Here is a 24,100-nt window from a genome sequence, read left to right on the forward strand (position 1 = left end):
CTGCCCTCGCGGGACGCAATCAGCCGCGCCGCGCGACCATTCCCAGGGCGCGCGCCCGCTTGCGCGGATCGGCGTCGAACAGCGCCGCAAGCTGTTCGGTGATCGCGCCCGCCAACTGGTCGGCATCGGTGATCGTCACCGCGCGTTCGTAATAGCGCGTCACGTCATGGCCGATGCCGATCGCCAGCAGTTCCACCATGCGCTTCTTCTCGACCATGGCGATCACGTCGCGCAGGTGCTTTTCCAGGTAATTCGCCGGATTGACCGAAAGCGTCGAATCATCGACCGGCGCGCCGTCGGAAATCACCATCAGGATCTTGCGCGCCTCGCTGCGCTTGACCAGGCGCTTGTGCGCCCATTCCAGCGCCTCGCCGTCGATGTTCTCCTTCAGCAGCCCTTCTTTCATCATCAGGCCCAGATTCGGCCGCACCCGCCGCCAGGGCGCGTCGGCGGGCTTGTAGATGATGTGGCGCAGGTCGTTCAGCCGCCCCGGCTGGGCGGGCCGCCCCGCCTGCAACCAGGCCTCGCGCGACTGCCCGCCCTTCCAGGCGCGGGTGGTGAAGCCCAGGATCTCGACCTTGACGCTGCACCGCTCCAGCGTCCGGGCCAGCACGTCGGCGCAGATCGCCGCGATGCTGATGGGACGCCCGCGCATCGACCCGGAATTGTCGATCAGCAGCGTCACCACCGTATCGCGGAACTCGGTGTCCTTCTCGACCTTGAAGGACAGCGGCGTCGTCGGGTTCGCCACCACCCGCGCCAGGCGGCCCGCGTCCAGAACGCCTTCCTCCTTGTCGAATTCCCAGCTGCGGCTTTGCTGGGCCTGAAGGCGGCGCTGCAACTTGTTGGCCAGCCGGCTGACGGCGCCGCGCAGCGGTTCCAGCTGCTTGTCCAGATAGGCGCGCAGCCGCTCCAGTTCCGCCGGATCGGCCAGATCCTCGGCGCGGATTTCCTCGTCCCAGATCTGCGAAAAGACCTTGTAATCCGCGCTCGCCTCGCTGACCGGCGGCGGCAGATCGGGCGGAGTGTCAGATTCCGGCATCTCGGCCTCGTCGGTCAACTGTTCGTCGGACTGGTCGTCCATGCTGACCTGGGCCTGCCGCTCGTCCTGCTGCTGCTCCTGCGATTGTTCGGGGGATGCCTCGGCATCCTCGCTGTCGTCCTGGTCGCGGGACTGGTTGTCGCCCGCTTCCTCCTGCTGTTCGGCATTGTCCTCGGCGTCGTCCTCGGACTGGTCGGGATCCTCGCCAAGCTGGTCGCCATAGCCCAGGTCGCTGATCACCTGCCGCGACAGCCGCGCGAAGGCCGCCTGGTCGGCCAGCACCTCGTTCACATGGGTCAGCGACCCGCCCGCCTGCTGTTCGACAAAAGGCCGCCACAGGTCGGCCACATGCTGGGCCCCGCCGGGCAGCGCGCGGCCCGTCGCGGCCTGGCGGACGATATATCCCGCCGCCACCGCCAGCGGCGCGTCGGCCGGCGCCTTGATCTGGGCATAGCCCTTTCTGTCGGCATCCGCGCCGATCCGGGCGTCGATATTGGACAGCGCGCCCGGCATGTCACGGGCTCCAAGCGCCTCGCAGCGGGCGGTTTCCATCGCCTCGTACAACTCCCGCGCCATCGGCCCCGAGGGGGCAAAGCGCGTATGCGTCGCCGTGTCGTGGTGGCGCATCCGCATCGCCAGGGCGTCGGCGGTGCCGCGGGCCTGCAACACCTCATCCCGGCCCATCCGGCGGCTGACCTGCGGCAGGCGCATCGTGTCGCCCGCCACGCCCGAGGGATCGGCGCTGAAGGTCACGTTCAGATCCCGGTCGTCAGCCAGGGCGCGGGTCGCCTCGGACAGGGCCTTCTTGAAGGGATCGGCGGGGTTGTCGGACTTTTTCATGCGATTCATAGACCATTGCCGCGCGTCCCAGGCAAGGCCGTTGTGCGGGATGCACGGGCCGATGTGCGGGAACGCAAGAACCGATGTGCGCCACTGCCGCAATAAAAACCGAACAACGCGGCAGGTTCGGCGTTACGCTGCGACGGCAACAGCCCGAAAGGAGACCCTCATGGCAAAGCCCCGCATCGGCGTCATCATCAGTTCCACCCGTGACACGCGCTTCGCCGACAAGCCTGCGCAATGGCTCATGGACAAGGTGAAGGATCACGCGGATCTGGAGTTCGAACTGATCGACCTGCGCGACGCGAACCTGCCCTTCTTCAACGAACCGGCGTCGAACCTGTGGATGCCGTCCAGCGACCCGAATGCGGTCGCCTGGCAGGAAAAGCTGGCCAGTTTCGACGGGTTCCTCTTCGTGGTGGCGGAATACAACCGCTCGATCACGGGGGCGCTGAAGAACGCCCTGGACCAGGCCTACAAGGAATGGAACCGCAAGCCGTTCAGCGCCCTGGCCTATGGCAGCATGGGGGGCGCGCGCGCCCTGGAACATCTGCGCCTGATCGGGATCGAGCTTCAGATGGTGCCGCTGCGCAATGCCGTCCATATCGGCGGGGGCGATTTCTTCAAGGTCTCGCCGCTGGGCGCCAACGCCCCGATGTCCGAGATCGAAGGCAACCTGGAAGGCTCGCTGAAGGCGACGCTGGACGAATTGTCCTGGTGGGCCAAGACCCTGCAAAACGCCCGGAACTGAGCGGCCTTGTCGGACAGCGCCTCGGCGGGCGCTGTCCGAGACTGTCAGAAACGGTCCAGATGCGCGTCGATGGCGGCGGCGATCTCGCGCCGGATCACGGCGCGCAGATTGGCCGAGAACCGTTCGCCAAGTTCGCCGTTCAACTCCTCTTGCACCATTTCGCGCAGCAGGTCGCGGATGCTCTGCTCCTCGTCGGTCGGGTCGGCCTGGGCGTGCTGTTCGGCGGCGAAGGCCTCGGCCTCGGCGGCAAGCCGGGCGACCGGATCGAAGGCCGCGGGCTGGGGCGGCAAAGCCCAGCCGGACAGGCGCTGTTCGGCGGGCTTCGCCTCGGCCAGGGCGGCCGGGGCCGGTTCCTCCAACTCGGGGCGCATCCGGGCCTTCCAGTCAAAGGCCTCGGCGAAATCGTCGGCGTCGTCGCTGAAATCCTGGACCGCCTCGGCAAGGTTCACCGGGCCGCGCGTGGGGTCGTGTTCGACCCGCGGTTCGGGTTCCCGCGTCTCGGGGCGCAGCCAGGCACGCCAGCCCGATGCCTTCTGCGCCTCGGGTTCATCGACCCGCCGTTCGGCCCCAAGCCGCAGCGGAGAAACGTTGGTCGCAGGCACCACCTCGGGCTTGGCCCGCAGGATGAATTGCGGGACCGCAGGGGCCGGTTCGGGTTCGGGGACGACCGGGGCGGGCACCGGGCGCACCGCCGTTTCGACCATCTGCCGCGCCAAGGCAGCGTTGCCGCCATAGCGGCGCGCCAGGAATTCGCCCGCGTCGTCCTGAACCAGGCTGCTGCGTTCGGCGCGGATGTTGTCGCGCGCCGAGGACAGCGCGTCGTCGTCGGCGATCATGCGGCGGATGGCGGACAGGACATCGCCGATGTCTTCCGACAGGCGGGCGGCGTTCTGGGACAGGCGGGGGTCAGCCATGCTGCCCCCCGCCGTTCAGGGCGTCAGTCGCGCCCGATCGCGCGCAGGACGCGATCAAGGCTTTCGCCCTGCTTGCTGGTGTAAGGCGCATCGCGCACGGCGTTGTAGTATTGCGAAGGGTCATAGGTCGGAATCCCTAGGTTCAGGTGTTCTACCGTAAGACGACCCATAGCAGCCAGAAGTTGATAATGTGCTAACTGGAGATTGGCTTCCGCCGTGATCTTGTCGGCCCGCGCCTCCAGCAGCGACTGTTCCGCGTCCAGAACGTCCAGCGTGGTGCGCGCGCCCAGGGCCGCTTCCTCTCGGACGCCGTTATAGGCCTGCTGGGCTGCGGCGATCTGTTCGTCGATGGCGCCGATCTGCGCGCGGGCCACGTCGATATTGGCCCATGATTCGCCGACCTGCTGGCTGATCTGGCGCGACAGGTTCAGCAGCGCCGACCGCGCCTGATCGCGTTCCGCCATGGCCCGGCGATGCGCGGCGGGCAGACGGCCGCCCGAATAGATGGTCTGGTTCAGTTCCAGCCCGACCGAGGCGCTGTTGCGGTTGTCATAGACCCCGCCCAACTGCGTCTGCGGGCTGCGCGTGACGCCCACGCCGAGGTTGCCGGTCAGCGTGGGGTTGCGTTCCGCCGCCGCGATGGCCACGCCCAGTTCGGCCGCCGCCGCCCGGCGCTGCGCCTGCGCGATCAGCGGATGGTTGCGCTGCCCGATGGCCCGCGCCTCGTCGACCGAGGCGGGCAGCTTGGGCAGCGGCGGGGGCGCGTCCAGCCGTCCGGGGAATCGGCCGGTCGCCGCCAGATACCCCTCGCGCGCGATTTCCAGATCGCCTTGGGCCGAGGCCAGCCCCGCCTGGGTCTGCGCCAGCTGCGCATCGGCCAGGGCCACGTCGGTCACGGTGATCTCGCCCACGTCGAAGCGGTCCTGGGCGGCCTGGCGTTCGCGGCCGAGAACCTCGACCGAGTTCTGCTGCAAGGCCACCCGCTCATTGGCCTGCTTGATGTCGAAGAACGCCACCGCCGCGGCCAGCAGGATATCCTGTTCGACGGCCACAAGCCCCTGGCGCGTCGCCAGAACCTGTTCCTTGGCCGCGTCGATGGCCAGTTGCGACCGCCCCCAGTCATAGAGCGTCATCTGCGCCCCGATCTGAAGCGAGGTCGTTCGCGCCGTGGTATAGCCGGCCAACCCCTCGGCCCGCTGGACGGTATGGGCGGCAGTCCATTGCACGATCGGGCGCAGCGCGGCGATGGCCGCGGCCACGTCTTCGTCGGCGGCGCGCAGGACGGCGCGGTTCTGTTCGATCAGCGCGGAATGGCGATAGGCCGCGACCATGGTGTCGGCCAGCGATTCGGCCTTGGCCGCCTGCCCGCCGAATGCGATCAGCGCGGCGGCCGCCAAGAAACGAAGCCCCCTCACAGCGAAAAACTCCGCGCGCGCTCGAAGCCCGGCAGCAGCGGCGCGCCCGCGTTGAAGGCATAGCGCCAGACGATCCGGCCGTTCAGGCAATGCCCGATCCTGACCACGCCCAGGGCGCCCTCGACAAACAGCGCGGCGATGCGGCCGCCTTCCTTCAGTTGCGACAGGATCGCTTCGGGCACGTCCTCGACCCCGCCGTTGATCAGGATGGCATCATAGGGGGCCTGCTTGGGCGCACCCTCGTTCAGGGGCGCGTTCAGGACCGCGACGTTGAAGACGCCGGCCTCGTTCAGGCGGCGCTCGGCCTCGGCGGCCATGTCGGCGTCCTCCTCGATGGCGACGACGGCCTGGACCAGCCGCGCCAGCACCGCCGAGGAATAGCCATAGCCGCAGCCCAGATCCAGGACCAGGCCGTCCGGCTGCAGGTCCAGCATGTCGATCATCTTGCCCAAGGTGCGGGGTTCCAGCAGCACCCTGCCATGTCCCAGATCCAGGTTTTCACCCGAATAGGCCACGGCCCGGCGCGAAGGGGGAACGAAATCCTCCATCGGGACCGCCAGCATGGCCTCGATCACGGGGAACTTCGTGACATCATTGGGGCGGACCTGCGTATCCACCATCATGATGCGCCGCGCGGCGAAATCGCTCATCTCCGGGAACCTCTGCGAGCTGCTTTGGCGCTTATTGCCACGATTCCGGGGGCTGGGCAACGTCGCGCGTTCCCGTCTTGCAAGCGGACCGCCGATCCTTTATTCCATGCGAACCTCGAACGGCGGCGGGTTGGCGGAGAGGTTACGCAGCGGATTGCAAATCCGTGAAGACCGGTTCGATTCCGGTACCCGCCTCCAAGGTTTCCCTTGCCCTGCAATCTGTTGCCGTCAGGCCCCGGTTTCGCGGCGGAAGCGGACGGAGAGTTGCCAGGGCGCGCCGAAGCTCAGCCACAGGGCGGAAATCCACCACAGCGCGACCATCGCCCAGACATCGACCGCCATGCGGCGCGCGATGCCCTGGCCCAGGGGGTTCATCTGGAAGGCGTCGCCCAGCACCGACAGCAGCACGCAGGCCAGGAAGGAAAACAGCCCGCCCCGGCCGATCTGTTGCAGCGCCGTCCCCAGGCGGCTGGCGGCCATGCGCTCCATGATCCCGGCCAGGGGCACGGCGACCAGCCAGCTTGCCCCCATGATCGCCATGTAGCGCGCGCCGTCCAGATCCCACTTGCCGATCTCTCCGCCATAGACCAGGCGCAGCGCATCACGCAGGGGCAAGGCCGGTTCGCCGAACTTGGCGGCGATGACGATGGTGCTGCCGAAGGCGAACATGCCCGCCGACAGGATCGTCAGCAGCCGGCGGTGCGGCATCAGGACCGGCATGACCTGCTTGCGGAACAGACCCATGGCGATGCCGGAAAAGAACAGCATCTGCCAGCCGAAGGGGTTGAACAGCAGCCCGCCCAGCCGGTGATTCGGCACGAAGGCGTTCAGGACCGGGGCAAAGCACCACAAGGCGAAGGATCCCGCCGCGAAGCTGATCGGATGGCGCAGCAGCAGCGGCACCAGCAGCGGGACCGAGGCCAGCAGGATCACATAGACCGCCAGCACGTCCAGCAGGTTCGGCTGCAACCACATGCTTGCCAGCACGCCGAAGAATCCGACCGGATTTTCCAGGATCCAGACCGCGTATTGGTGCCAGATCGCGGTGTGGTCCATGTCCAGGGCCAGCAGCCCGGCCGAGACCAGGGCCATCAGCAGCCCGCCGAACACCAGGGCGCGCCACACCTCGAAGGCGCGGCGGGCGAAACGCCATTGCGCGGCGCGGCGGCCGTGTTTTGTCTCGACCGATAGCCAGACCATGCCGACCAGGAAGCCGGACAGCAGCACGAACAGTTCCGCCGCGTCGAAAATCGCGAAATTGGCCAGGGTGAACCGGCGCAGGGCCGAAATCGGCATGTGGTCCAGCATGATGCAGACCAGCGCATAGCCGCGCAGCATGTCCAGAGCGATCAGCCGATTCATGAGGGAAGGACGCTCCACTGCCGCAGCAGGGCGGCGTCGGAAACCAGGGCGTCGGTCTCGTCGCGGGTCAGATAGTCCAGGGCCTGCGCCCGGCTGCGGGCATGGGCGATCTTGGCGGCGGCGGTGATGCGGGCCAGGCGCTTGTCCTCGGGCCGGGTCGGGTCTGCGGGCAGCAGCGCGACATGGCGTCGGATCCGGTCGGCATCGCCGCCGAATTCCAGCAGGCCCGCCGCACCCTTCAGCGGCCGGGGCATCGCCCGGACGACGGCGTTCGCAGCCGACAGGATCGCGGGGGGATCGCGCTCCTCGGGCGTGACCAGCAGGCCGCGCATCCGCGCCCAGCGGCCGAAGACCGGGCTGGCCGACAGGCGCGAGGTGACCGGCGACAGGATCAGCCCGGCCAGGATCGGCGACAGCCAGATCAGCTGCGCGGGAGAGAACTGCGCCAGCACGATCAGCGTGCCGATGCCCAGCAGGACATGGACCCAGTGCCGGGAAATCACCACGTTCCAGTCGGGCATGGATCCGGCCCTGACCTGCGCGTTCCAGCCGCTGTCCCGGCCGCGCAGAATCTCATAGATCTGGCGGGTCTGGATCAGCATCTGCACCGGGGCGATCAGGGCGGACAGCAGGATCTCGAACAGCGAGCTTGCGAAGATCCGCACCGGTCCGCCGGAATTGCGTGCCAAGGGCCGCGACCAGGCGCGGAAAGTCGCGATCAGTTTCGGCAGCAGCAGCAGCCCCATGGCGGCGGCGAACAGCCACAGCATCCGCCGGGCGTCGAAGACCGGCCAATCGGGGAACAATTGATAGGCGGTCGGGAAATATTCGGGCGTGGACAGCAGCACCGTGGCCGACAGCACCAGGCCCACCAGGATCAGCGCCAGCCACAGCGGGCTCATCAGAAAGCCCAGGATGCCGATGGTGAAATGGGCCAGCGTGATGGCGCGGGCGCCACGCATCCCGAACAGGCGGGAATGTTGCAGATTGCCCTGCGCCCAGCGGCGTTCGCGCGCGGCCATGTCCAGAAGGGTGGGCGGGCAGCCCTCGAAACTGCCGCGCAGGTCGTGGTCCAGCCGCACCTTCCAGCCCGCGCGGCACAGGGCGGCGGCTTCCACGAAATCGTGGGACAGGATGGTGCCGCCAAAGGGCGGCCTGCCGGGCAGGCGCGGCAGCCCGCAGGCCGACGCGAAGGCCGACATGCGGATGATGGCGTTATGGCCCCAGAAATTGCTGGTATCGCCCGACCAGGCCGACACCCCCCGCGCGATCATCGGGCCGTAGACGCGGCCCGCGAATTGCGTCAGGCGGGCGAAGATCGTCTCTCCGCCCACCAGGATCGGCATGGTCTGGATCAGCGCCAGCCGGGGATCGGCGTTCATCCGCGCCGACAGCGCCCGGATCGTCGCGCCGGTCATGATGCTGTCGGCGTCCAGAACGACCATCTGGTCATAGCGCCCGCCCCATCGGCGCACGAAATCGCTGATATTGCCGGTCTTGCGATCCTCGTTGGTGATGCGGCGGCGATACCAGATCGGCAGGGGCGACAGCTTGCGCGCGGCGTCGATCACCAGCGTCTCGTTCACGGCGATGACCGGGTCGCGGCTGTCGGACAGAACGAAGATCTCGGTCCGGCCCGCCATGCCCTCGCGCTCCAGCTCCCGCGCCAGGGCGGTCAGCAGGCCGATGCTTTTCTGCGCATCCTCGTGATAGATCGGCATCACCACCGCAAGGCGGGCGTCGTTGGGGCCGTCGGGCGTCGTCGGGCGGGACGCGAACAGCCCGGCCAGCACGTTGCAGAAGGAAAAGCCGACCCAGGCGAAGGTGGGCACGAACAGCACCAGCAGCGCCCATTGCATCGGCGTCGGGTTGTCGCCGAAGGTCCGCAGCATCTGCTGGAAGCCGACGAAAGCGATGGCCGCCATGCCGCCGAAGGCCACCAGCCGCGCCATCCAGACGCGCCAGCCGTTCCGCTGGCGGGGAAAGGCCAGCCGGGGCGGGGCGCCGAAATCCTGCACCGGCATGGCCAGGGGCGATTCGGGCGGCGTGGCCAAGGAAACCGCCGGATCGCCGGGACGCGGATCTGCCGGGCTCATGCGGTCCAGCGCGCCAGCCAGGTTTCGCTTTGGGCCACCCCGTCGGGGCTGGTCAGCACCGCCTGCAAATCCGCCAGCGTCGCGTCGCCCGGTTCGAATTCGAAGGCCAGCCGCAGCACGCCCTGATCCACCAGGGGCTTCAGATAGGCATGGATGATGGACCCGGTCGAGGTCGTGACCTTGGATTCCGGCATCGCGTCGGTGAACAGCGACAGGTCGAAATCCACGATGACGCTGCGCGCGGCGGGGGAATTGATCGACCGCCCGCTGCGGACCTGCCGCACCTTGGCCAGGGGCAGGTCGTTGGCGGGCAGGGGCGCGAAGATCAGGCGGTATTGAAATTCGTGGCGCTTGTCGCGGGCGAGCGGCTCCTTGGGGATCCAGCAGCTGACGATATTGTCGTTGAACTCGTTCTCGACCGGGATTTCGACCAGCCGCACCTCGCCGTCGCCCCAATTGCCCTCGGGCTCGATCCAGGCCGAGGGGCGCAGGTGATACAGCGCCTCGGAATCCTGGTAGGCGTCGAAATCGCGGCGGCGCTGGACCAGGCCGAAACCGCGCGGATTGTTGTCCACGAAGGACGAGATCTGCAAGGTCTTGTGCGCGCCCAGGGTCCGCCACAGCGCCTGGCCCGCGCCGGTATGCATCTGCAATCCGTCGCTGTCATGGACGGCGGGGCGATAGTCGTCCACGTCGCGGCGGCTGGCCGGACCGAACCAGAACATCGAGGTCAGGGGCGCCAGCCCGGTGTTTTGCAGATCGACGCGCGGGAACAGCGCCACGCGGGTGCGCACCACCGTCACCGCGCCGGGATTGACGTCGAACTGATAGGCGCCCGCCACCGACTTGCTGTCCAGCACCGCATAGATGCGCACCCAGTCCGATCCGTCGGTCGGTTCCTGGATCCAGAAATCGGTGAACAGGGGGAATTCCTCGCCATCGGGGCTGCCGGTCTTGATCGCCAGCCCGCGCGCGGACAGGCCATAGATCGTGCCGCGCGCCACCGCGCGGAAATAGGTCGCGCCCTGGAAGACCAGGAATTCGTCCATCACGCCGGGGCGGTTCAGGATCGTGCGCATCCGAAAGCCCGACCAGCCCATCTGCCCCTTGTTCTGCACATCCGCGCCCTTGGGGAAATGCGAGGGGTCGAAGTTCAGCATCGAGGGGTCGAAGTCCAGCCGCTGCGGCACGCCGTCGCGCACGATGCTGATATTGACCGGCTCATAGAAGATCGCGCCGGGCGGCAGCAGATCCATGCCGAAGCGCGGATTGCCCGCCAAGGGATCGCGGTCGCGGCGGAACCGGATGGCGCGATACTGGTCATAGGTCAGGTTCGCGAAACTGCCCACCTGTTCGGCCACCGGCTGTTCATAGACGCGGGTGGCGCGTTCCGCCGCCAGGGCCGCGACATCCTCGAATCCGAAGGGGGTCGGCGGCGCGGCCGGAGCGGTGTCGGTCCCTGCCCCGGCCGGCGCCGTTCCGGCCGGTGCTGTCTGCGCCTGCGCGGGCGTGGCGACAAACGCCCCACCTGCGGCCAGGGCGGTCGCTGCGTTCAGAAAATGACGGCGTTTCATATCAGGTGATGCTTGCCAAAAACCGTTTCACTATAAGGATGCTGCGGTGTCGCAGCAAGGCGCAAGCCGAAGCCTGCGGGACCAGCAGGGGCTGGCGCGGCCGCCCGGCCCCTGCCCGGTTTCGCGGCTTTCCGCCTATTGCTGCGCCAGCCATTCGGTGATGGGGCGGCGCAGGTTCGGCTGGCCCGAATCCAGCCCTTCGTCGATCAGCTTGCGCAGGTCGGCCAGCGACACCCGGCGGATCAGGTGCTTGACCGGCCCGATCGAGGCCGGGCGCATCGACAGGCGCGGGATGCCCAGGGCGGCGAAGGTCAGCGCCTCGACCGGGCGGCCCGCATCCTCGCCGCAGAAGGACAGCGGCACGCGTGCCTCTTCGCAGCGGGCGATGATCTGGCGCAAGAGCAGCAGGAAGGACGAGCTGAGCGTGTCGTAGCGCCGCCGCACCCGTTCGTTTTCCCGGTCGGCGGCAAAGAAGAACTGCTTCAGGTCGTTGCCGCCGACGGAAATGAAATCGCACATCTCGAAGAACTTCTTCGGCGCGAAGGCCAGCGACGGCGTTTCCAGCATCGCGCCCACGCGGATGTCGCTGGGCATCGGATGACCGACGCGCTGTTCGCGCGACAGCTCCTGCATCAGGATCTTGTAGGCGACCTCGTATTCGCCGATATCGGCGATGAAGGGGAACATGACATGCAGCGGCCGCCCGACGGACGCCCGGATCAGCGCCTGCAACTGCATCCGCAGCACGCCGCGCTTGTCCAGCCCCACGCGGATCGCCCGCCAGCCCATCGCCGGGTTCGGTTCGTCCTGCGGCTTCATATAGGGCAGAACCTTGTCGGACCCGATGTCCAGCGTGCGAAACATCACCGGCTTGCCCTGGGCGTTGTCCATGACCCGGCGATACAGTTCCGCCAACTCGCCCCGGCGGGGGACGTGGTTGCGGATCAGGAACTGCAATTCGGTGCGGAACAGGCCCACGCCTTCGGCGCCCGAACCGGCCAGGGACGGCAGGTCGGCCATCAGGCCCGCATTCATGTAAAGCTGGACGGTCGTGCCGCAGGTGCCCGTGGCGGGCAGGCCGCGCAGGCTGGCATAGCGGTTCTGCGCCTCGGCCTGCATGGCGATCTTGTCGAGGAACGCCTTGTAGACCGATTCCTCGGGGCGCAGGTGGACGATGCCCTGGTCGCCGTCGACCATTATGGTGTCGCCGTTCAGCGCCTCGGTCGTGATGCGCGCGGCGTGGATGATCAGCGGGATCGCCAAGGCCCGCGCGACGATGGCCGCGTGGCTGCCGACCGATCCTTCCTCCAGCACGACGCCGCGCAGGCGGCGGCCGTATTCCAGCAGTTCGGCGGGGCCGATGTTGCGCGCGACCAGGATCGGGTTGTCGGGCATTTCGGCGCCGGTATCGGTCCCCTGCCCGGTCAGGATGCGCAGCAGCCGGTTCGACAGGTCGTCCAGGTCGTGCAGCCGGTCGCGCAGATAGGGATCGGCCGACATCTCCAGCCGGGCGCGGGCGGCGGACTGTTCCTTTTCCACCGCGGCCTCGGCCGACAGGCCCAGGCGGATGTCCTCTTCCATGCGCTTCAGCCAGCTGCGCGAATGGGCGAACATGCGATAGGTTTCCAGCACGGCCGTATGTTCGCCGTCGCCGCCCATGTCGGCGGCCGCGACCATCTTGTCCACGGTATTGCGCAGCATCGCCACGCCCTCGTGCAGGCGCGCGATCTCGCGGTCGGGATCGTCGCCCACCGGGTTGGTGACGACGACGCGCGCCTCGTGCAGCCAGACCCGCCCCTCGGCCGCGCCTTCCTGCCCGGTGGACCCCCGGATCATCAGCGGGAAGCGGTGCTTGGGCGGCAGGCTGTCGGACTGGCTGCCCTGGAAGGCGCCCAGCTCGGTCATTTCGGCCAGGACCATGGCGACGACTTCCAGGCCATAGATCTCGTCTTCGGAAAACAGCCGCGCCTCGCGGCACTGCACGACCAGAACGCCCAGCCTTTCGCCGACCCGCTGGATCGGCACGCCCAGGAAGCTGGGAAACACCTCCTCGCCGGTTTCGGGCATGAAGCGGAAACCGGGTTCCGACGGCGCGTCTGCGGTGTTCACATAGCGCCCCGTCCGGGCCACGCGGCCGACCAGCCCCTCGCCCAGGCGCAGGCGGGTGCGGTGGACGGATTCGGGGCGCAGCCCCTCGGTCGCGCACAGTTCCAGGGTGTTGGGATCGCGGAACAGATAGATCGAGCAGACCTGCGTTCCCATGGAATCGGCGATGTGGTGGGTGATCTGGTCAAGCCGGTCCTGGCCGCCGCCGGGGGCGCCCAGGATTTCCTTCAACCGTCGCAACAGGTTTCGTGAGTCGCTGTCCTTGCGGTCTTGCATCGCCTGCCTTGTCTTGCCCTGCCTTGCTTTTGCCCGCAGATGCCGTCCGGCACGCCGTGGCGAAGATGTCAGGCCGCTTCCAGGCCAAAGGCATCATGCAGCGCCTGCACCGCCAATTCCATATATTTGCGGTCGATCAGCACCGAAATCTTGATCTCGCTGGTGGCGATGACCTTGATGTTGACGTTTTCATCGGCAAGCGCCTTGAACATCTTCGCGGCGACGCCCGCATGGCTGCGCATCCCGATGCCGACGACCGAGACCTTGGCGACCTCGGTATCGACGACCAGTTCGTCATAGGCGATATGGCCCGCGGCCTTGGCTTCTTCCATGGCCCGCTTGGCGCGTTCGACCTGGTTGATCGGGACGGAAAAGGTCATGTCGGTCACCGAACCGGGGTGATCCTCGTAATCCTTTTCGGAAATGTTCTGGACGATCATGTCGACGTTCACGCCGGCATCCGCCAGGGGGGCGAAGATGGCGGCGGAAATGCCGGGGCGATCCTCGACCGTGACCAGGGTGATCTTGGCCTCGTCGCGGGACGAGGCGACGCCGTTGACGACTTTGGATTCCATGATTTCCTCCTCGGCACAGATCAGGGTGCCCGAATTTTCGTCCGTGTCCTCGAACGAGGATAGCACGCGCAGTCGCACCTTGTAGCGCATCGCAAGCTCGACCGACCGGGTTTGCAGCACCTTGGCGCCCAGCGAGGCCAGTTCCAGCATCTCCTCGAAGGCGATCCTGTTCAGCTTGCGGGCCTTCGAGGTGATGCGCGGGTCGGTCGTATAGACGCCGTCCACATCGGTATAGATGTCGCAGCGTTCGGCCCCGAAGGCGGCGGCGAAGGCCACAGCGGTGGTGTCCGAGCCGCCCCGGCCCAGCGTGGTGATGCGCCCGTCCGGGCCAAGCCCCTGGAAGCCCGCGACCACGGCGACCTTGAAGCCCTCGGCGAATTTCGCGTCGATATTGGCGCGCGGAATGTCCACGAAACGCGCGGCGGAATGCTGCGCGGTGGTGTTGATCGGCACCTGCCAGCCCTGCCAGGACCGCGCGGGCACGCCCATTTCCTGAAGCGTCAGCGCCATCAGCCCGGCGGTCACGTTCTCGCCCGAACTGACCACCGCGTCGTATTCGCGCGCGTCGAACAGCGGCGAGGTCTGTTCGACCCAGCCCACCAGTTCGTTGGTCTTGCCGGACATGGCGCTGACGATGACGATCACGTCATAGCCGCGCTCGACCTCGCGCCGGACCTTGGTGGCCGCGTTCTTGATCCGGTCAAGATCGGCCACCGAGGTTCCGCCGAATTTCATCACCAGAAGCGGCATCGCGGGGTCTCCGGCTTGGGGTTTCCTGTTCGGCGCGGCTTTTATGGGCGGGGGGGCGAAACCGCAAGGGCGGAAAAAGGCGGCGGAAAACCGCGATGGGTCAGAACGGCACGGAACTGCCGTCGAAGGCCCGGAAACAACCGCTGCTGTCCGTGTCCAGTTCGGCAAAGCGCTGCATCAGCCCCGCCACCGATTGCCGCAGCTCGATCTCGGCCCCCGCCCCGCCCATGTCGGTCCTGACCCAGCCGGGGTGATAGATGCCCACCGGCAGGTCCAGATCGGCCGCCAGATTGCGGCCCAGATTCAGCAGCGCGGCCTTGCTGGCGCGATAGGCATAGGATCCGCCCGGCGCGCGCTGATCCGACCCCATGGCGCTGCCGATCAGCGCGATCTTGCCCGCCCCGCGCCGCAAGGCGGGCAGGCAGGCCTGGACGGTCAGGAAGGCGCCGGTGACGTTGACCGCGAAAGCCTGAGCCCAGAGTTCGGCGGTCCGCTGGGCATCCGCCGACGCCTCGTCGTTATAGATCCCGGCGTTGCAGACCAGCAGGTCAAGGCTTTCGCCCTCCAGCCGGTCCCGCAGCGCATCGAAATCGGCGGGCCGTGTCACGTCCAGCCGCCATTGATCGCCCACCGGATTGCGGTTGGCGCGGATCACGCGCTGTCCCGCCGCCGCATAGGCCGCGGCCAGCGCATGGCCGATGCCCCGGCTGGCGCCGGTCACAAGGATCGTCATCAGTTCGCCTTCTGTCGGGGAATGAAGGGCAAGGGCGCCACCGGCACGCCGTCCTCGATCAGCCTGCGTGCATCCTCGATCTTCGCCTCGCCGTGGATCGCGCGGCTGGGGGCGCGGCCTTCGTGCATGGCGCGGGCCTCGTCGACGAATTTCAGGCCGACATAATCGCTGTTCGCCTCGACCTGCCGGCGCAGGGCGCGCAGGGCGGCCTCGGCCGAGCCGGGGGCCGGTTCCGAGGGCTTGGCGGCGACCGAGGGGGCCATCAGGGTCTTTTCGACCCTGATCGATCCGCAATGCGTGCAGGCGACATGACCGGCCGCCCGAGTCCGCTCGAACGCGTCGGAGGAACGGAACCAGCCGTCGAAATCATGGCCCTGGTCGCAGCGCAAAGCATAGCGGATCATCGGTCGAACCTTTCCCCTTCCCCGCCTATATCGGGTCGGCGCGGCCTTCCCGCAAGTTCCCGCAGATGCGCGATCAGGGCGGCCGGATCGCCCGCGCGTCGGTCCAGCACCGCGCGGGCCGCCCGCCCCATCCGGCGGGCCTGCGCCGGATCGCCCGCCAGCCGCGCCGCCTGGTCGGCCAGTCCCGCCGCATCGACGGACCATGCCCCGCCCGCGCCGTCCAGTGCGGCATAGGCATCGCGGAAATTGCCGACATGCGGGCCGTGCAGGATCGCGCAGCCATGGGCGGCGGGTTCCCAGGGCGTATGTCCGCCCCGGTCGGTCAGCGACCCGCCGACAAAGCAGATCCCCGCCGCCGCATACCAGCGGTCCATTTCGCCCAGCGTATCGGCCAGCAGCACCGTGCCCCCCGCCCCGCCCTGGGATCGCCGTTCGAAGGCAAGGCCGCGTTGCGCCAGCTGGGCCGCCACCGCATCGCCGCGCGGCGGATGGCGGATGGCCAGGATCAGCCGCAGGTCGGGGCGATGCCGCCGCGCCTGCGCCCATGCGTCCAGAACCGCCGCTTCCTCTCGCTCATGGGTCGAGGCCGCCAGCAGCGTCCGGTCGCGGTCCGGTCCGGGCGGAGGCGGCACGATCCCCGCCGGGGTCAGCAGCTTCAGATCCAGCGGCGGCAGGATGGAGGCGGCGGGCAGCCCCAGCCCGCGCAGCCGCGATTCGCTGCCGGGATCCTGCGCGGACAGGGCGGCAAGCCGCCGCAGGGTCGGGCCGATCAGCCCCGGCAGGCGCGCCCACCGCGCGGCGGAACGCTGCGACAGCCGCGCGCCGATCACCGCCTGCGGAATGCCCCGCGCCGCCAGGGCCTGCGACCGCAGCGGCCAGAACTCGGATTCGACCGTGACCTGCAACCGGGGCCGCACCCGGTCCAGGAACCGCGCCAGCGCCCCCGGCACATCCAGCGGCGCCAGGCGCGCGGGCAGCCCCCAGCCCGCGGCCCGGTCCCGCCCGGTGACGCTGTTGGCCGTCACCAGCACCCGATGCGTCCGCGCCAGGGCCGCGATGACCGGCCGGGCCGAGGTCAGTTCCCCCACCGACGCGCCATGGACCCAGATATCGGCCGGCGCGACGGCATCCAGGGCCAGCCGCTGCCGCAGCGCCTCGGCCCCGCCCGCCAGGGCGCGCAGGCGAAGAGAGGCTTCGACGACATGGGCAAGGGCGCGATAGGACATGGTTTTCCCGGACAGGACGACCCTGCCGCTATAACCGACGAAACCGCCGCCATGAAGGCCGGGCGGAACCGAAGGAATGACCCCACGTTAGCCCTTCAACCGCGCAACATCCGAAGGAGGTTCTCATGAAAGGTCTTGTCGCCTGGTGGCTGGGCGTGCCCGTGATCGTCATCATCATCCTGTATCTGACGGGAGTTTTCTGAGGCGAGACCAGTGCCAACCTGATGAGCCCTGTCCAAGGGGGCGGCCCGTCAGGCAAGGGCATTTCAGAAACTTCATCTTTTTAGAATTTTCAGGAATTATTCCGTCCCCGACCGCCGATGACCGCCTGTTCGGCCCATCCGGTCCTCAGTGGAAATCCCGCGACTTCGGGATCACCCTGACATCGCGCGGATGGGTCTGGCGGCGGTCCGGCAGGGCGCGGACAGCCCCTTCGGCCCCCGGCAGGGGCTGCAATTCGCCCGACAGGCGCGCCAGCACGTCGCTGCGGTCGGCCAGTCGGGCGACGACGACGTGGATCACCCCCTCGCCGCGCTGCACCCGGCCCTGGATGTCGATCAACCGCGCCGTCATGATGACCTTGCGGAAGGCGCCGAAGGTCTGGGGCCAGATCACCAGATTGGCGGTGCCGGTCTCGTCCTCGACGGTGATGAAGCAGACGCCCTTGGCGCTGCCGGGCCGCTGGCGGATCAGGACCAGCCCCGCCAGCCGCACGGGCTGGCCCTGGCCGATCCCCGGCAGGTCGGCGGCGCGGACATAGCCCTGCCGCGTCATCGAGCGGCGCAGGAAGCGCATCGGATGCGCCTTCAGCGACAGCCGCAGCGTCTGGTAATCGGCCACGACCTGTTCGCAGACCGGCATCGCGGGCAGGATGACGGGGGTTTCCGGCCCCTCGTCCTGGCCCTGCCGGAACAGCGGCAGGTCGGGCGCGTCGCGCAGCGCCTTGGCATCCCACAGCGCCGCACGCCGGTCCAGCCCGGCCGAGCGGAACGCATCCGCCGCAGCCAGCCGCCGGATCGCCCCCGTATCCAGCCGCGCCCGCCCTTGCAGATCGGCCAGCCCCGCATAGGGCCTGTCGCGCGCCGCGATCAGCCGCTGGGCCGCCGCCTGTCCCAACCCCTCGACCTGGCGCAGCCCCAGCCGCAGGGCCACGCCGCCCCCGTCCGGTTCCAGCGTATTGTTCCAGTCCGAGAAATTCACATCCACCGCCCGCACCGGAACGCCATGCTCGCGCGCGTCGCGGACGATCTGGGCGGGGGCATAGAAGCCCATCGGCTGGCTGTTCAGCAGCGCGGCGGCGAAGGCCGCGGGATAGTAATGCTTCAGCCAGGACGAGACATAGACCAGATGCGCGAAGGCCGCCGCATGGCTTTCGGGAAAGCCGTATTCGCCGAACCCCTTGATCTGGTCGAAGCAGCGCCGCGCGAAGGTCGGGTCATAGCCGCGCCGGGTCATGCCCTCGATCATGTCGTTCTCAAGATCCTGGATCGTGCCGCGCGACCGGAAGGTCGCCATCGCCTTGCGCAATTCATTGGCCTTCTTCGAATCGAACTGGGCCGCCACCATGGCGATCTTCATGGCCTGTTCCTGAAAGATCGGCACGCCTTTCGTGCGTTTCAGGATCTTCTTCAGCTCGTCCGGCGGATGGGACGGCCCCGGTTGCGGATACTCCACCGGTTCCTGCCCATTGCGGCGGCGCAGATAGGGGTGGACCATGTCGCCCTGGATCGGGCCGGGACGGACGATGGCGACCTCGATCACCAGATCATAGAATTTGCGCGGCCTCAGGCGCGGCAGCATGTTCATCTGCGCCCGGCTTTCGACCTGGAACACGCCCACGCTGTCGCCCCGGCACAGCATCTCGAAGACCGGGCCTGCGTCGGGCGCGGCGGGGTTCAGGTCGGCCAGCGTCAGCCGCCGGCCGTGATGCGCGGCGATCAGGTCGAAGCATTTGCGGATGCAGGTCAGCATCCCCAAGGCCAGCACATCGACCTTGAGGATGCCCAGTTCGTCGATATCGTCCTTGTCCCATTCGATGAAGCTGCGATCGGCCATGGCGCCGTTGCCGATGGGCACCGTCTCGGTCAGCAGGCCCTGGGTCAGGATGAAGCCGCCGACATGCTGGGACAGGTGGCGGGGCATCCCGATCATCTGCTCGGCCAGCGTCAAGGTGCGGCGCAGGCGCCGATCGCTCAGGTCCACGCCCGCCTCATGCGCTTCGGCCTGGCCCATGTCGCTGCCCCAGGATCCCCAGACGGTGCGGGCCAGCGCGCCGGTGATGTCCTCGGACAGGCCCATCGCGCGGCCGACCTCGCGGATGGCGGAACGCGGGCGGTAATGGATCACCGTGGCGCACAGCGCGGCGCGGTCGCGGCCGTATTTGTCATAGATATACTGGATCACCTCCTCGCGGCGCTCATGTTCGAAATCCACGTCGATATCGGGCGGCTCGTCGCGGTCCTCGCTGATGAAACGCTCGAACAGCAGATCGAAATGCGCGGGATCGACGGGCGTGATGCCCAGCACGAAGCAGACCGCCGAATTGGCGGCCGAGCCGCGCCCCTGGCACAGGATGCCCTGCGACCGGGCGAATTCCACGATTTCGCGGATGGTCAGGAAATACTGGGCGATATCCTTCTTGCCGATCAGCGCAAGCTCGTGGTTCAGCGCGGCGCGAACCTTGTCGGGCACGCCGCCGGGATAGCGCGCCGCCGCCCCCGCCCAGGTCACCTCGGTCAGATAGTCCAGCGGCTCGCGCCCCGGCGGGGCGGTCTCGCGCGGGTATTCATAGGACAGTTCCTTCAGCGAAAAGGTCAGCTCGTCGGCCAGATCGCGGGCGGCGCGGATCGCATGGGGCCAGCGGGCGAACAGCCGGACCATCTCTCCGGGCGATTTCAGATGGCGTTCCGCATTGGCCTGCAACAGGAATCCGGCGCGGTCGATGGTGGTGCCGTGGCGGATGCAGGTCATCACGTCCTGCAAGGGACGGCGTTCGGGAAGGTGATAATGCACGTCGTTGGTGGCCAGGATCGACAGCCCACAGGCCCGTGCCGCCCGGTCCAGCCGGTTGATCCGCGCCACGTCGTCGCCGCGGCAAAGCCACGACGCCGCGACATGGCGCAACCCCGGCAGCCGGGCGGCAAGGCCGGGCAGCGCCGACAGATCCTCGCCCGGCAGCCAGATCAGCGCCAGCCCCTCGGCATGATCGGCCAGATCGTCCAGCACCAGGTCGCAGAGGCCCTTGGCCTGCCAGCGTCCCTGAGGGTCGCGCATCCGGCCCTTGGAGATCAGGGCGGACAGCCGCCCATAGGCCGCGCGGTCGCGGGGATAGGCCAGAAAGCCCGTCCCGCAGGTCAGCACGATCCGCGCGCCGATGATCGGACGCAGCGCGGCGCGATGGGCGGCGGCATGCAGGCGCACCACCCCGGCCAGGCTGTTCAGGTCGGCGATGCCCAGGGCGTCATAGCCAAGCATATGCGCCGTCAGGACAAGTTCCGTCGCCTCCGAGGCCCCGCGCAGGAACGAAAAGGCCGAGGTGACCCCCAGTTCCACGAAGGGCGCGCGCGGGTTCGGCGCGAAATCGCCGCTCAGCGTGCGGCGCGGGGCCTGATGATCGTTCTGCGGCATCAGGCGAAGACTCCGTGGATGAACCAGCGCGGCATCCCGCCCCGCCCGTTGCCGGGCAGGCCCTCTCGATACAGCCACAGGCGGCGGCCGACGGTATCCTCGATGCGGAAATAGTCGCGCAGCCGGGTGCCCGGCCCGTCGCGCCACCATTCGGGGGCGATGCGTTCCGGCCCGGCATGGCGGGCGACCGCGATCCGCTGGCGGCGCCAGAGGAACAAGGCGGGCGGGCCGTCGGGCACGGCATAGAGGACGCGCACCTCCTCGGGCGGGTCGAACAGCCGGATCGGGCGGTCGGGGCGCGGCGGCGGGGGCGGATCGTCGCGCATGGGGCTGGCCCGCGCCTGGGACCGTTCCGGGATATGGCTTTCGACGGGCACGGGGCGCGAAACGGCCCCCGCGCCAAAGCGCGCCGTCAGCCGGTCGATCAGCCGCGACAGGTGCAGGGCGGCATCGGCGCTGCCGTCCAGCCCGACCTGCGCCTTGGCCAGGGGCTCGGTCGCCTCGGCCGCCAGCCGGATCAGGTCGAAGCCATAGCCGGGATCCAGACCCTCCAGCCGGCCGTTGAACAGCCGCAGCAGATGCGCCGCCTCGCGGCTGGGCGCGGCGGTCGAGACGCGGATGTCCCCCCGCTCGCCATCGACGCGGAACACCGACAGGCACAGCCTGCGGCAGCCCAGGTCATGTTCGGCCATCTTCGCGGCCAGATCGCCGATCAGGCCCGGCAGCCAGTCGGTCGGATCCAGGACCGGCTCGGCCAGGCGCGCCTCGACGACGACATTGGGGGGCGGATCGGGGGCGACCAGCGGCTCGGCCAGACGGCCCATGGCCTGATCCAGCCGGGTCAGCGGATTGTCCCAGGCCGGTGCGCGGGCAAAGCGGCGCATCAGCGGCGGGCGGGGGATCGCCGCCAGATCGCCGATCCGCCGCAAGCCCAGGCGGCGCAGCAGCAGCAGCGTCTCGGCCGACAGGCGCAGCGCGGCCAGGGGCAGCGGGTGCAGGTCGGCCAGATCGCGGCAGACAGCGCCCCCGACCCCGAACCGCGCCAGCCCCCAGGCCGCGCCCCAGTTGGGCGCCATCGCCACCCGCGCGGTCAGCCCGGCGCGGCCAAGGCGCGCCTGCATGTCGGACAGCAGCGACTCCTCGCCCCCGAACAGATGCGCGGTGCCGGTGGTGTCGACGACCAGTCCGTCCTCGCCATCGGTGGCGGAAAACGGCCCCCACCGCCGCGCCCAGAACATCAGCCGCGACAGCGCGGCCGAATCGGCCTGCGGCTGGGCGGGCACGGTCCGAAGCGCCGGGCAGATCGCCCGCATGTCCACCACGCGCGCGCCCCGCTGCACCCCCTCGATCCGGGCGGCGTGGTTCAGGTCATGGACGACCGGGCCATGCGTGCCCTCGGCCGACAGCACGACCGGCACGTCATTCGGCACCGCTTCGCCCCGTCTCAGCCGGTGGTTCTGCCAGCGCTCGATCGGCAGCGAGGGCAGAAAAATGCAGGCGATCCGGCGCCCCGTCCCGGCCCCGTTCATGGCGCACCAGCCATTCGCCGGGCGGCGACAGGCGCGACCGGAACAGGCCGACCCGCCAGCAGGGATCGCCCGGCGCGGCCGGATCGTCCGCCGATGGGACCGAGGGACAGGCCGCCACCCGCCACCGCATCCGCGCCGCCGAAGCATCCGCCGAGGCCGCCCGGCGCAGCAGCCAGCAGGGCCGCCCGGCGGCCTCGGCCCGCATCGCCAGCCGTCGCGTGGCGGTGAAATCCAGCGCCGCGGGATCGCCCCAGATCTCGCCCACCACGGCCGCCAGGCTGGGACAGGACAGCGCATCCTCCATCGCCGCCAGCACATCCGCCGGACGCGACAGATCGGCCCGCAGCAGGCGGCGGCCGATGCCGGGCAGGAACGGCGCCCCCGCCTCGCGCCCGCTCAGCCGGTCCTGCGCCCAGAACAGCGCCCCTTCCGGCAGGGCCGCCAGCGCGAATCCCGCCGCCGCCCCGTCCAGCGACGCGGCGCAGATGATCTCGGCCAGGGTGGCGGCGCACAGGTCCGGCACCCGCCTCACAGGCGCCAGAGGCCGCAGGACATGGACAGACATACATGACGGCAGCAGATGAATGTTTATGTTTTGTTCTATGCCTCGCCTGATGAGTCGTCAATCTTCGCGCGCGGCGGATGTCTGTGAATGCAGGGTCGAGAAAAAGAAAAAGGGCCAAGGCAACGATGCCTAAGCCCTTGTTGTCAGATGTCAGCGATTATTGACTCAATCAGGTTCGATTACTTGGAGATCGGCCGGATTCCTGTCAGGCACTTCCACCCCAAACGCCAAGCATTTCTACCCCATTTTCAGCAGACTGTTCACAGACCCGAGCCTCGAGATCGGCTGGTTGGCGTCGATTGGCACATGCCCGGGAACTCCGGCTGCATATCGTCTAAGATGTCCTCTTAACCTTCTTGGCTAACGAATGACATGACGGTTTCGATTGGTCTGCGCCCCATGTTGCGGTAGCCGAGATGCGGCCGCTCGGTGTTTTAGTGGACATTCGCCCTGTCACGGAGAACGGCGCTGTCACCTATGAGGTGCGGCCGGGAGTGAATAGCCTTCGAGTTTCTTAGACGCCTTCCCGTCTCATCATCTGCCGTCGCTCGAACTCTGCGGGCGACAGCATTCCGTTTCTCGCATGTTTGCGCTTCGGGTTATAGAACATCTCGATATAATCGAACACGTCCTGCCTTGCGTCTTCGCGGGTCCGGTAGGTGTTCAGTCCCGGCATCTGGTGGATCGGGTTTAGGATGAATCTGTCTGGCTCTGATGTCCAGATCTTGCAGATGTATTCGTAGGGCGTGAGGCCGCCGAGGGTCTTGAGCCTACGCGCGAAGTTGTAGGCTGCCATGAAGTCGGCGAGATGCGTGCGGAGCTCGTCGTGGCTGGTGTAGTGAAAGCGTTTGACGGTGGCGTCCTTGATCGTGCGGTTCATCCGCTCGACCTGACCGTTGGTCCACGGGTGGTTGGGCTTCGTCAGGCGGTGCTCAATGCCGTTGGCCTCGCAGATCATGTCAAAGCGCATAGGTCTGGAATAGATGGTGTTCCGGTTCCGAGGCTGCTCGGCGAACTGAATACCGTTGTCGGTGAGGATGGTATGGACCTGATAGGGCACGGCTTCGAGCATGTGCTGCAGGAACTCCCAAGCTGTCTTCCTGTCCGCCTTGTCGACGAGCTGGGTCACGGCAAACTTGCTCGTGCGGTCAATGCCGACGAACAGGTAAAGCTTGCCTTCAGCAGTCTGCACCTCGGCGATGTCGATATGAAAGAAGCCGATAGGGTAGCGCTTGAACTTCGACCGTTTCGGCTTGTCGCCTTCCACGTCGGGCAGTCGAGAGATGCCGTGGCGCTGAAGGCACCGATGCAGCGCTGAGCGTGTCAGGTGTGGAATTGATGGCTGCAGGGCATAGAGGCAGTCGTCCAGCGGCAAAAGCGTGTGCAGCCTGAACGCGACGATGGCCGCCTCCTCGGCTTCTGTCAAAACCGTGGAGCGTGGCTCCTTCGGCCCTGTCTTGAGATCATCGACCGTCACTCGCTTGCGCCACTTCGCCACTGTCTTGGGGTTAATGCCGAGCTCCCGGCTCAGCGTCGCGAGCGAAGCTTGCGATCGTTGTATTGCAGCTCTGACGGCGTGCGTGGTCGTGGCGCTCCCGTGACGAACCTGGCCCATAATGCTTCCCTCCATTCCTGAGAAAGGATCGCACCATCAAACCGTGGGAT

The 24,100-nt window shown here is 68.0% G+C and carries 17 protein-coding genes and 1 tRNA gene; 2 read left to right on the forward strand and 16 right to left on the reverse strand.

Translation table 11 applies throughout. The features are described 5' to 3' along the window. Window positions 1–19 precede the first annotated feature (19 nt). Window positions 20–1,882, reverse strand: coding sequence for a cobaltochelatase subunit CobT (gene cobT / locus PXD02_RS12590; protein ID WP_275104205.1), 1,863 nt, complete (start codon window positions 1,880–1,882; stop codon window positions 20–22). A gap of 169 nt (window positions 1,883–2,051) precedes the next feature. On the opposite strand from cobT, the gene PXD02_RS12595 reads away from it, so the two are divergent. After that, the gene (locus PXD02_RS12595) at window positions 2,052–2,633 is read left to right on the forward strand and encodes an NADPH-dependent FMN reductase (RefSeq protein ID WP_275104206.1); all 582 of its coding nucleotides are present in this window, start codon (window positions 2,052–2,054) and stop codon (window positions 2,631–2,633) included. 44 nt (window positions 2,634–2,677) lie between these two features. Here PXD02_RS12595 and PXD02_RS12600 read toward each other — a convergent pair whose 3' ends face one another. From PXD02_RS12600 to PXD02_RS12610, 3 genes are read right to left on the reverse strand one after another with little or no spacing between them, the layout of a single operon-like run. After that, entirely contained in the window at window positions 2,678–3,547 is an 870-nt protein-coding gene (locus PXD02_RS12600) for a hypothetical protein (protein ID WP_275104207.1), read from the reverse strand. 23 nt (window positions 3,548–3,570) lie between these two features. Beyond that, window positions 3,571–4,962, reverse strand: coding sequence for a TolC family outer membrane protein (locus PXD02_RS12605; protein ID WP_275104208.1), 1,392 nt, complete (start codon window positions 4,960–4,962; stop codon window positions 3,571–3,573). Beyond that, window positions 4,959–5,612 (reverse strand): protein-L-isoaspartate O-methyltransferase family protein, encoded by a 654-nt coding sequence (locus PXD02_RS12610; protein ID WP_275104209.1) that lies wholly within the window; start codon window positions 5,610–5,612, stop codon window positions 4,959–4,961. Before PXD02_RS12610 ends, PXD02_RS12605 begins: the two co-directional genes overlap by 4 nt. A gap of 124 nt (window positions 5,613–5,736) precedes the next feature. On the opposite strand from PXD02_RS12610, the gene PXD02_RS12615 reads away from it, so the two are divergent. Continuing rightward, window positions 5,737–5,810, forward strand: a tRNA-Cys gene (locus tag PXD02_RS12615). A 30-nt stretch (window positions 5,811–5,840) separates the two neighbouring features. Here the strand turns inward: PXD02_RS12615 and opgC are convergent. From opgC to PXD02_RS12675, 12 genes are all read right to left on the reverse strand, one after another. Continuing rightward, complete coding sequence (opgC, locus tag PXD02_RS12620) at window positions 5,841–6,974, reverse strand: OpgC domain-containing protein (RefSeq protein ID WP_275104210.1); 1,134 nt, start codon at window positions 6,972–6,974, stop codon at window positions 5,841–5,843. Next, window positions 6,971–9,070 (reverse strand): glucans biosynthesis glucosyltransferase MdoH, encoded by a 2,100-nt coding sequence (gene mdoH / locus PXD02_RS12625; protein ID WP_275104211.1) that lies wholly within the window; start codon window positions 9,068–9,070, stop codon window positions 6,971–6,973. Before mdoH ends, opgC begins: the two co-directional genes overlap by 4 nt. Beyond that, on the reverse strand, window positions 9,067–10,644 hold the full coding sequence (locus PXD02_RS12630; protein WP_275104212.1) for an OpgD/OpgG family glucan biosynthesis protein: 1,578 nt from the start codon (window positions 10,642–10,644) through the stop codon (window positions 9,067–9,069). The genes mdoH and PXD02_RS12630 overlap by 4 nt, the downstream gene beginning before the upstream one ends. A gap of 135 nt (window positions 10,645–10,779) precedes the next feature. Beyond that, window positions 10,780–13,026, reverse strand: a complete 2,247-nt coding sequence (gene ptsP, locus PXD02_RS12635) for a phosphoenolpyruvate--protein phosphotransferase (RefSeq protein ID WP_275104213.1) — start codon at window positions 13,024–13,026, stop codon at window positions 10,780–10,782. Window positions 13,027–13,094: 68 nt separating this feature from the next. Further along, complete coding sequence (locus PXD02_RS12640; protein WP_275104214.1) at window positions 13,095–14,351, reverse strand: aspartate kinase; 1,257 nt, start codon at window positions 14,349–14,351, stop codon at window positions 13,095–13,097. A gap of 100 nt (window positions 14,352–14,451) precedes the next feature. Next, window positions 14,452–15,084: an SDR family NAD(P)-dependent oxidoreductase gene (locus tag PXD02_RS12645; RefSeq protein ID WP_275104215.1), complete on the reverse strand. Its 633-nt coding sequence runs from the start codon at window positions 15,082–15,084 to the stop codon at window positions 14,452–14,454. Further along, on the reverse strand, window positions 15,084–15,488 hold the full coding sequence (locus tag PXD02_RS12650; protein WP_275104216.1) for a DUF1178 family protein: 405 nt from the start codon (window positions 15,486–15,488) through the stop codon (window positions 15,084–15,086). Before PXD02_RS12650 ends, PXD02_RS12645 begins: the two co-directional genes overlap by 1 nt. Then, a complete protein-coding gene (locus PXD02_RS12655) occupies window positions 15,485–16,714 on the reverse strand; it encodes a 3-deoxy-D-manno-octulosonic acid transferase (protein WP_275104217.1) in 1,230 nt (409 codons plus the stop codon). Before PXD02_RS12655 ends, PXD02_RS12650 begins: the two co-directional genes overlap by 4 nt. Before the next feature lie 348 nt (window positions 16,715–17,062). Continuing rightward, complete coding sequence (locus tag PXD02_RS12660) at window positions 17,063–20,341, reverse strand: error-prone DNA polymerase (RefSeq protein ID WP_275104218.1); 3,279 nt, start codon at window positions 20,339–20,341, stop codon at window positions 17,063–17,065. Next, window positions 20,341–21,771: a Y-family DNA polymerase gene (locus PXD02_RS12665; RefSeq protein ID WP_342759021.1), complete on the reverse strand. Its 1,431-nt coding sequence runs from the start codon at window positions 21,769–21,771 to the stop codon at window positions 20,341–20,343. Before PXD02_RS12665 ends, PXD02_RS12660 begins: the two co-directional genes overlap by 1 nt. Continuing rightward, window positions 21,761–22,393 (reverse strand): hypothetical protein, encoded by a 633-nt coding sequence (locus PXD02_RS12670; protein ID WP_275104220.1) that lies wholly within the window; start codon window positions 22,391–22,393, stop codon window positions 21,761–21,763. The genes PXD02_RS12665 and PXD02_RS12670 overlap by 11 nt, the downstream gene beginning before the upstream one ends. A gap of 556 nt (window positions 22,394–22,949) precedes the next feature. Further along, window positions 22,950–24,050, reverse strand: a complete 1,101-nt coding sequence (locus PXD02_RS12675) for an IS481 family transposase (RefSeq protein WP_275104221.1) — start codon at window positions 24,048–24,050, stop codon at window positions 22,950–22,952. Window positions 24,051–24,100: the final 50 nt, after the last annotated feature.

Source organism: Paracoccus sp. S3-43 (assembly GCF_029027965.1).
Lineage (GTDB): Bacteria > Pseudomonadota > Alphaproteobacteria > Rhodobacterales > Rhodobacteraceae > Paracoccus.

Bases quoted from the DNA above. Each gene is read 5' to 3' on its own strand.
- PXD02_RS12630 (WP_275104212.1), bottom strand. From the start codon at position 10,644: ATGAAACGCCGTCATTTTCTGAACGCAGCGACCGCCCTGGCCGCAGGT.
- PXD02_RS12650 (WP_275104216.1), bottom strand. From the start codon at position 15,488: ATGATCCGCTATGCTTTGCGCTGCGACCAGGGCCATGATTTCGACGGC.
- PXD02_RS12645 (WP_275104215.1), bottom strand. From the start codon at position 15,084: ATGACGATCCTTGTGACCGGCGCCAGCCGGGGCATCGGCCATGCGCTG.
- PXD02_RS12660 (WP_275104218.1), bottom strand. From the start codon at position 20,341: ATGCCGCAGAACGATCATCAGGCCCCGCGCCGCACGCTGAGCGGCGAT.
- PXD02_RS12675 (WP_275104221.1), bottom strand. From the start codon at position 24,050: ATGGGCCAGGTTCGTCACGGGAGCGCCACGACCACGCACGCCGTCAGA.
- PXD02_RS12655 (WP_275104217.1), bottom strand. From the start codon at position 16,714: ATGTCCTATCGCGCCCTTGCCCATGTCGTCGAAGCCTCTCTTCGCCTG.
- ptsP (WP_275104213.1), bottom strand. From the start codon at position 13,026: ATGCAAGACCGCAAGGACAGCGACTCACGAAACCTGTTGCGACGGTTG.
- opgC (WP_275104210.1), bottom strand. From the start codon at position 6,974: ATGAATCGGCTGATCGCTCTGGACATGCTGCGCGGCTATGCGCTGGTC.
- PXD02_RS12610 (WP_275104209.1), bottom strand. From the start codon at position 5,612: ATGAGCGATTTCGCCGCGCGGCGCATCATGATGGTGGATACGCAGGTC.
- cobT (WP_275104205.1), bottom strand. From the start codon at position 1,882: ATGAAAAAGTCCGACAACCCCGCCGATCCCTTCAAGAAGGCCCTGTCC.
- PXD02_RS12640 (WP_275104214.1), bottom strand. From the start codon at position 14,351: ATGCCGCTTCTGGTGATGAAATTCGGCGGAACCTCGGTGGCCGATCTT.
- PXD02_RS12600 (WP_275104207.1), bottom strand. From the start codon at position 3,547: ATGGCTGACCCCCGCCTGTCCCAGAACGCCGCCCGCCTGTCGGAAGAC.
- mdoH (WP_275104211.1), bottom strand. From the start codon at position 9,070: ATGAGCCCGGCAGATCCGCGTCCCGGCGATCCGGCGGTTTCCTTGGCC.
- PXD02_RS12595 (WP_275104206.1), top strand. From the start codon at position 2,052: ATGGCAAAGCCCCGCATCGGCGTCATCATCAGTTCCACCCGTGACACG.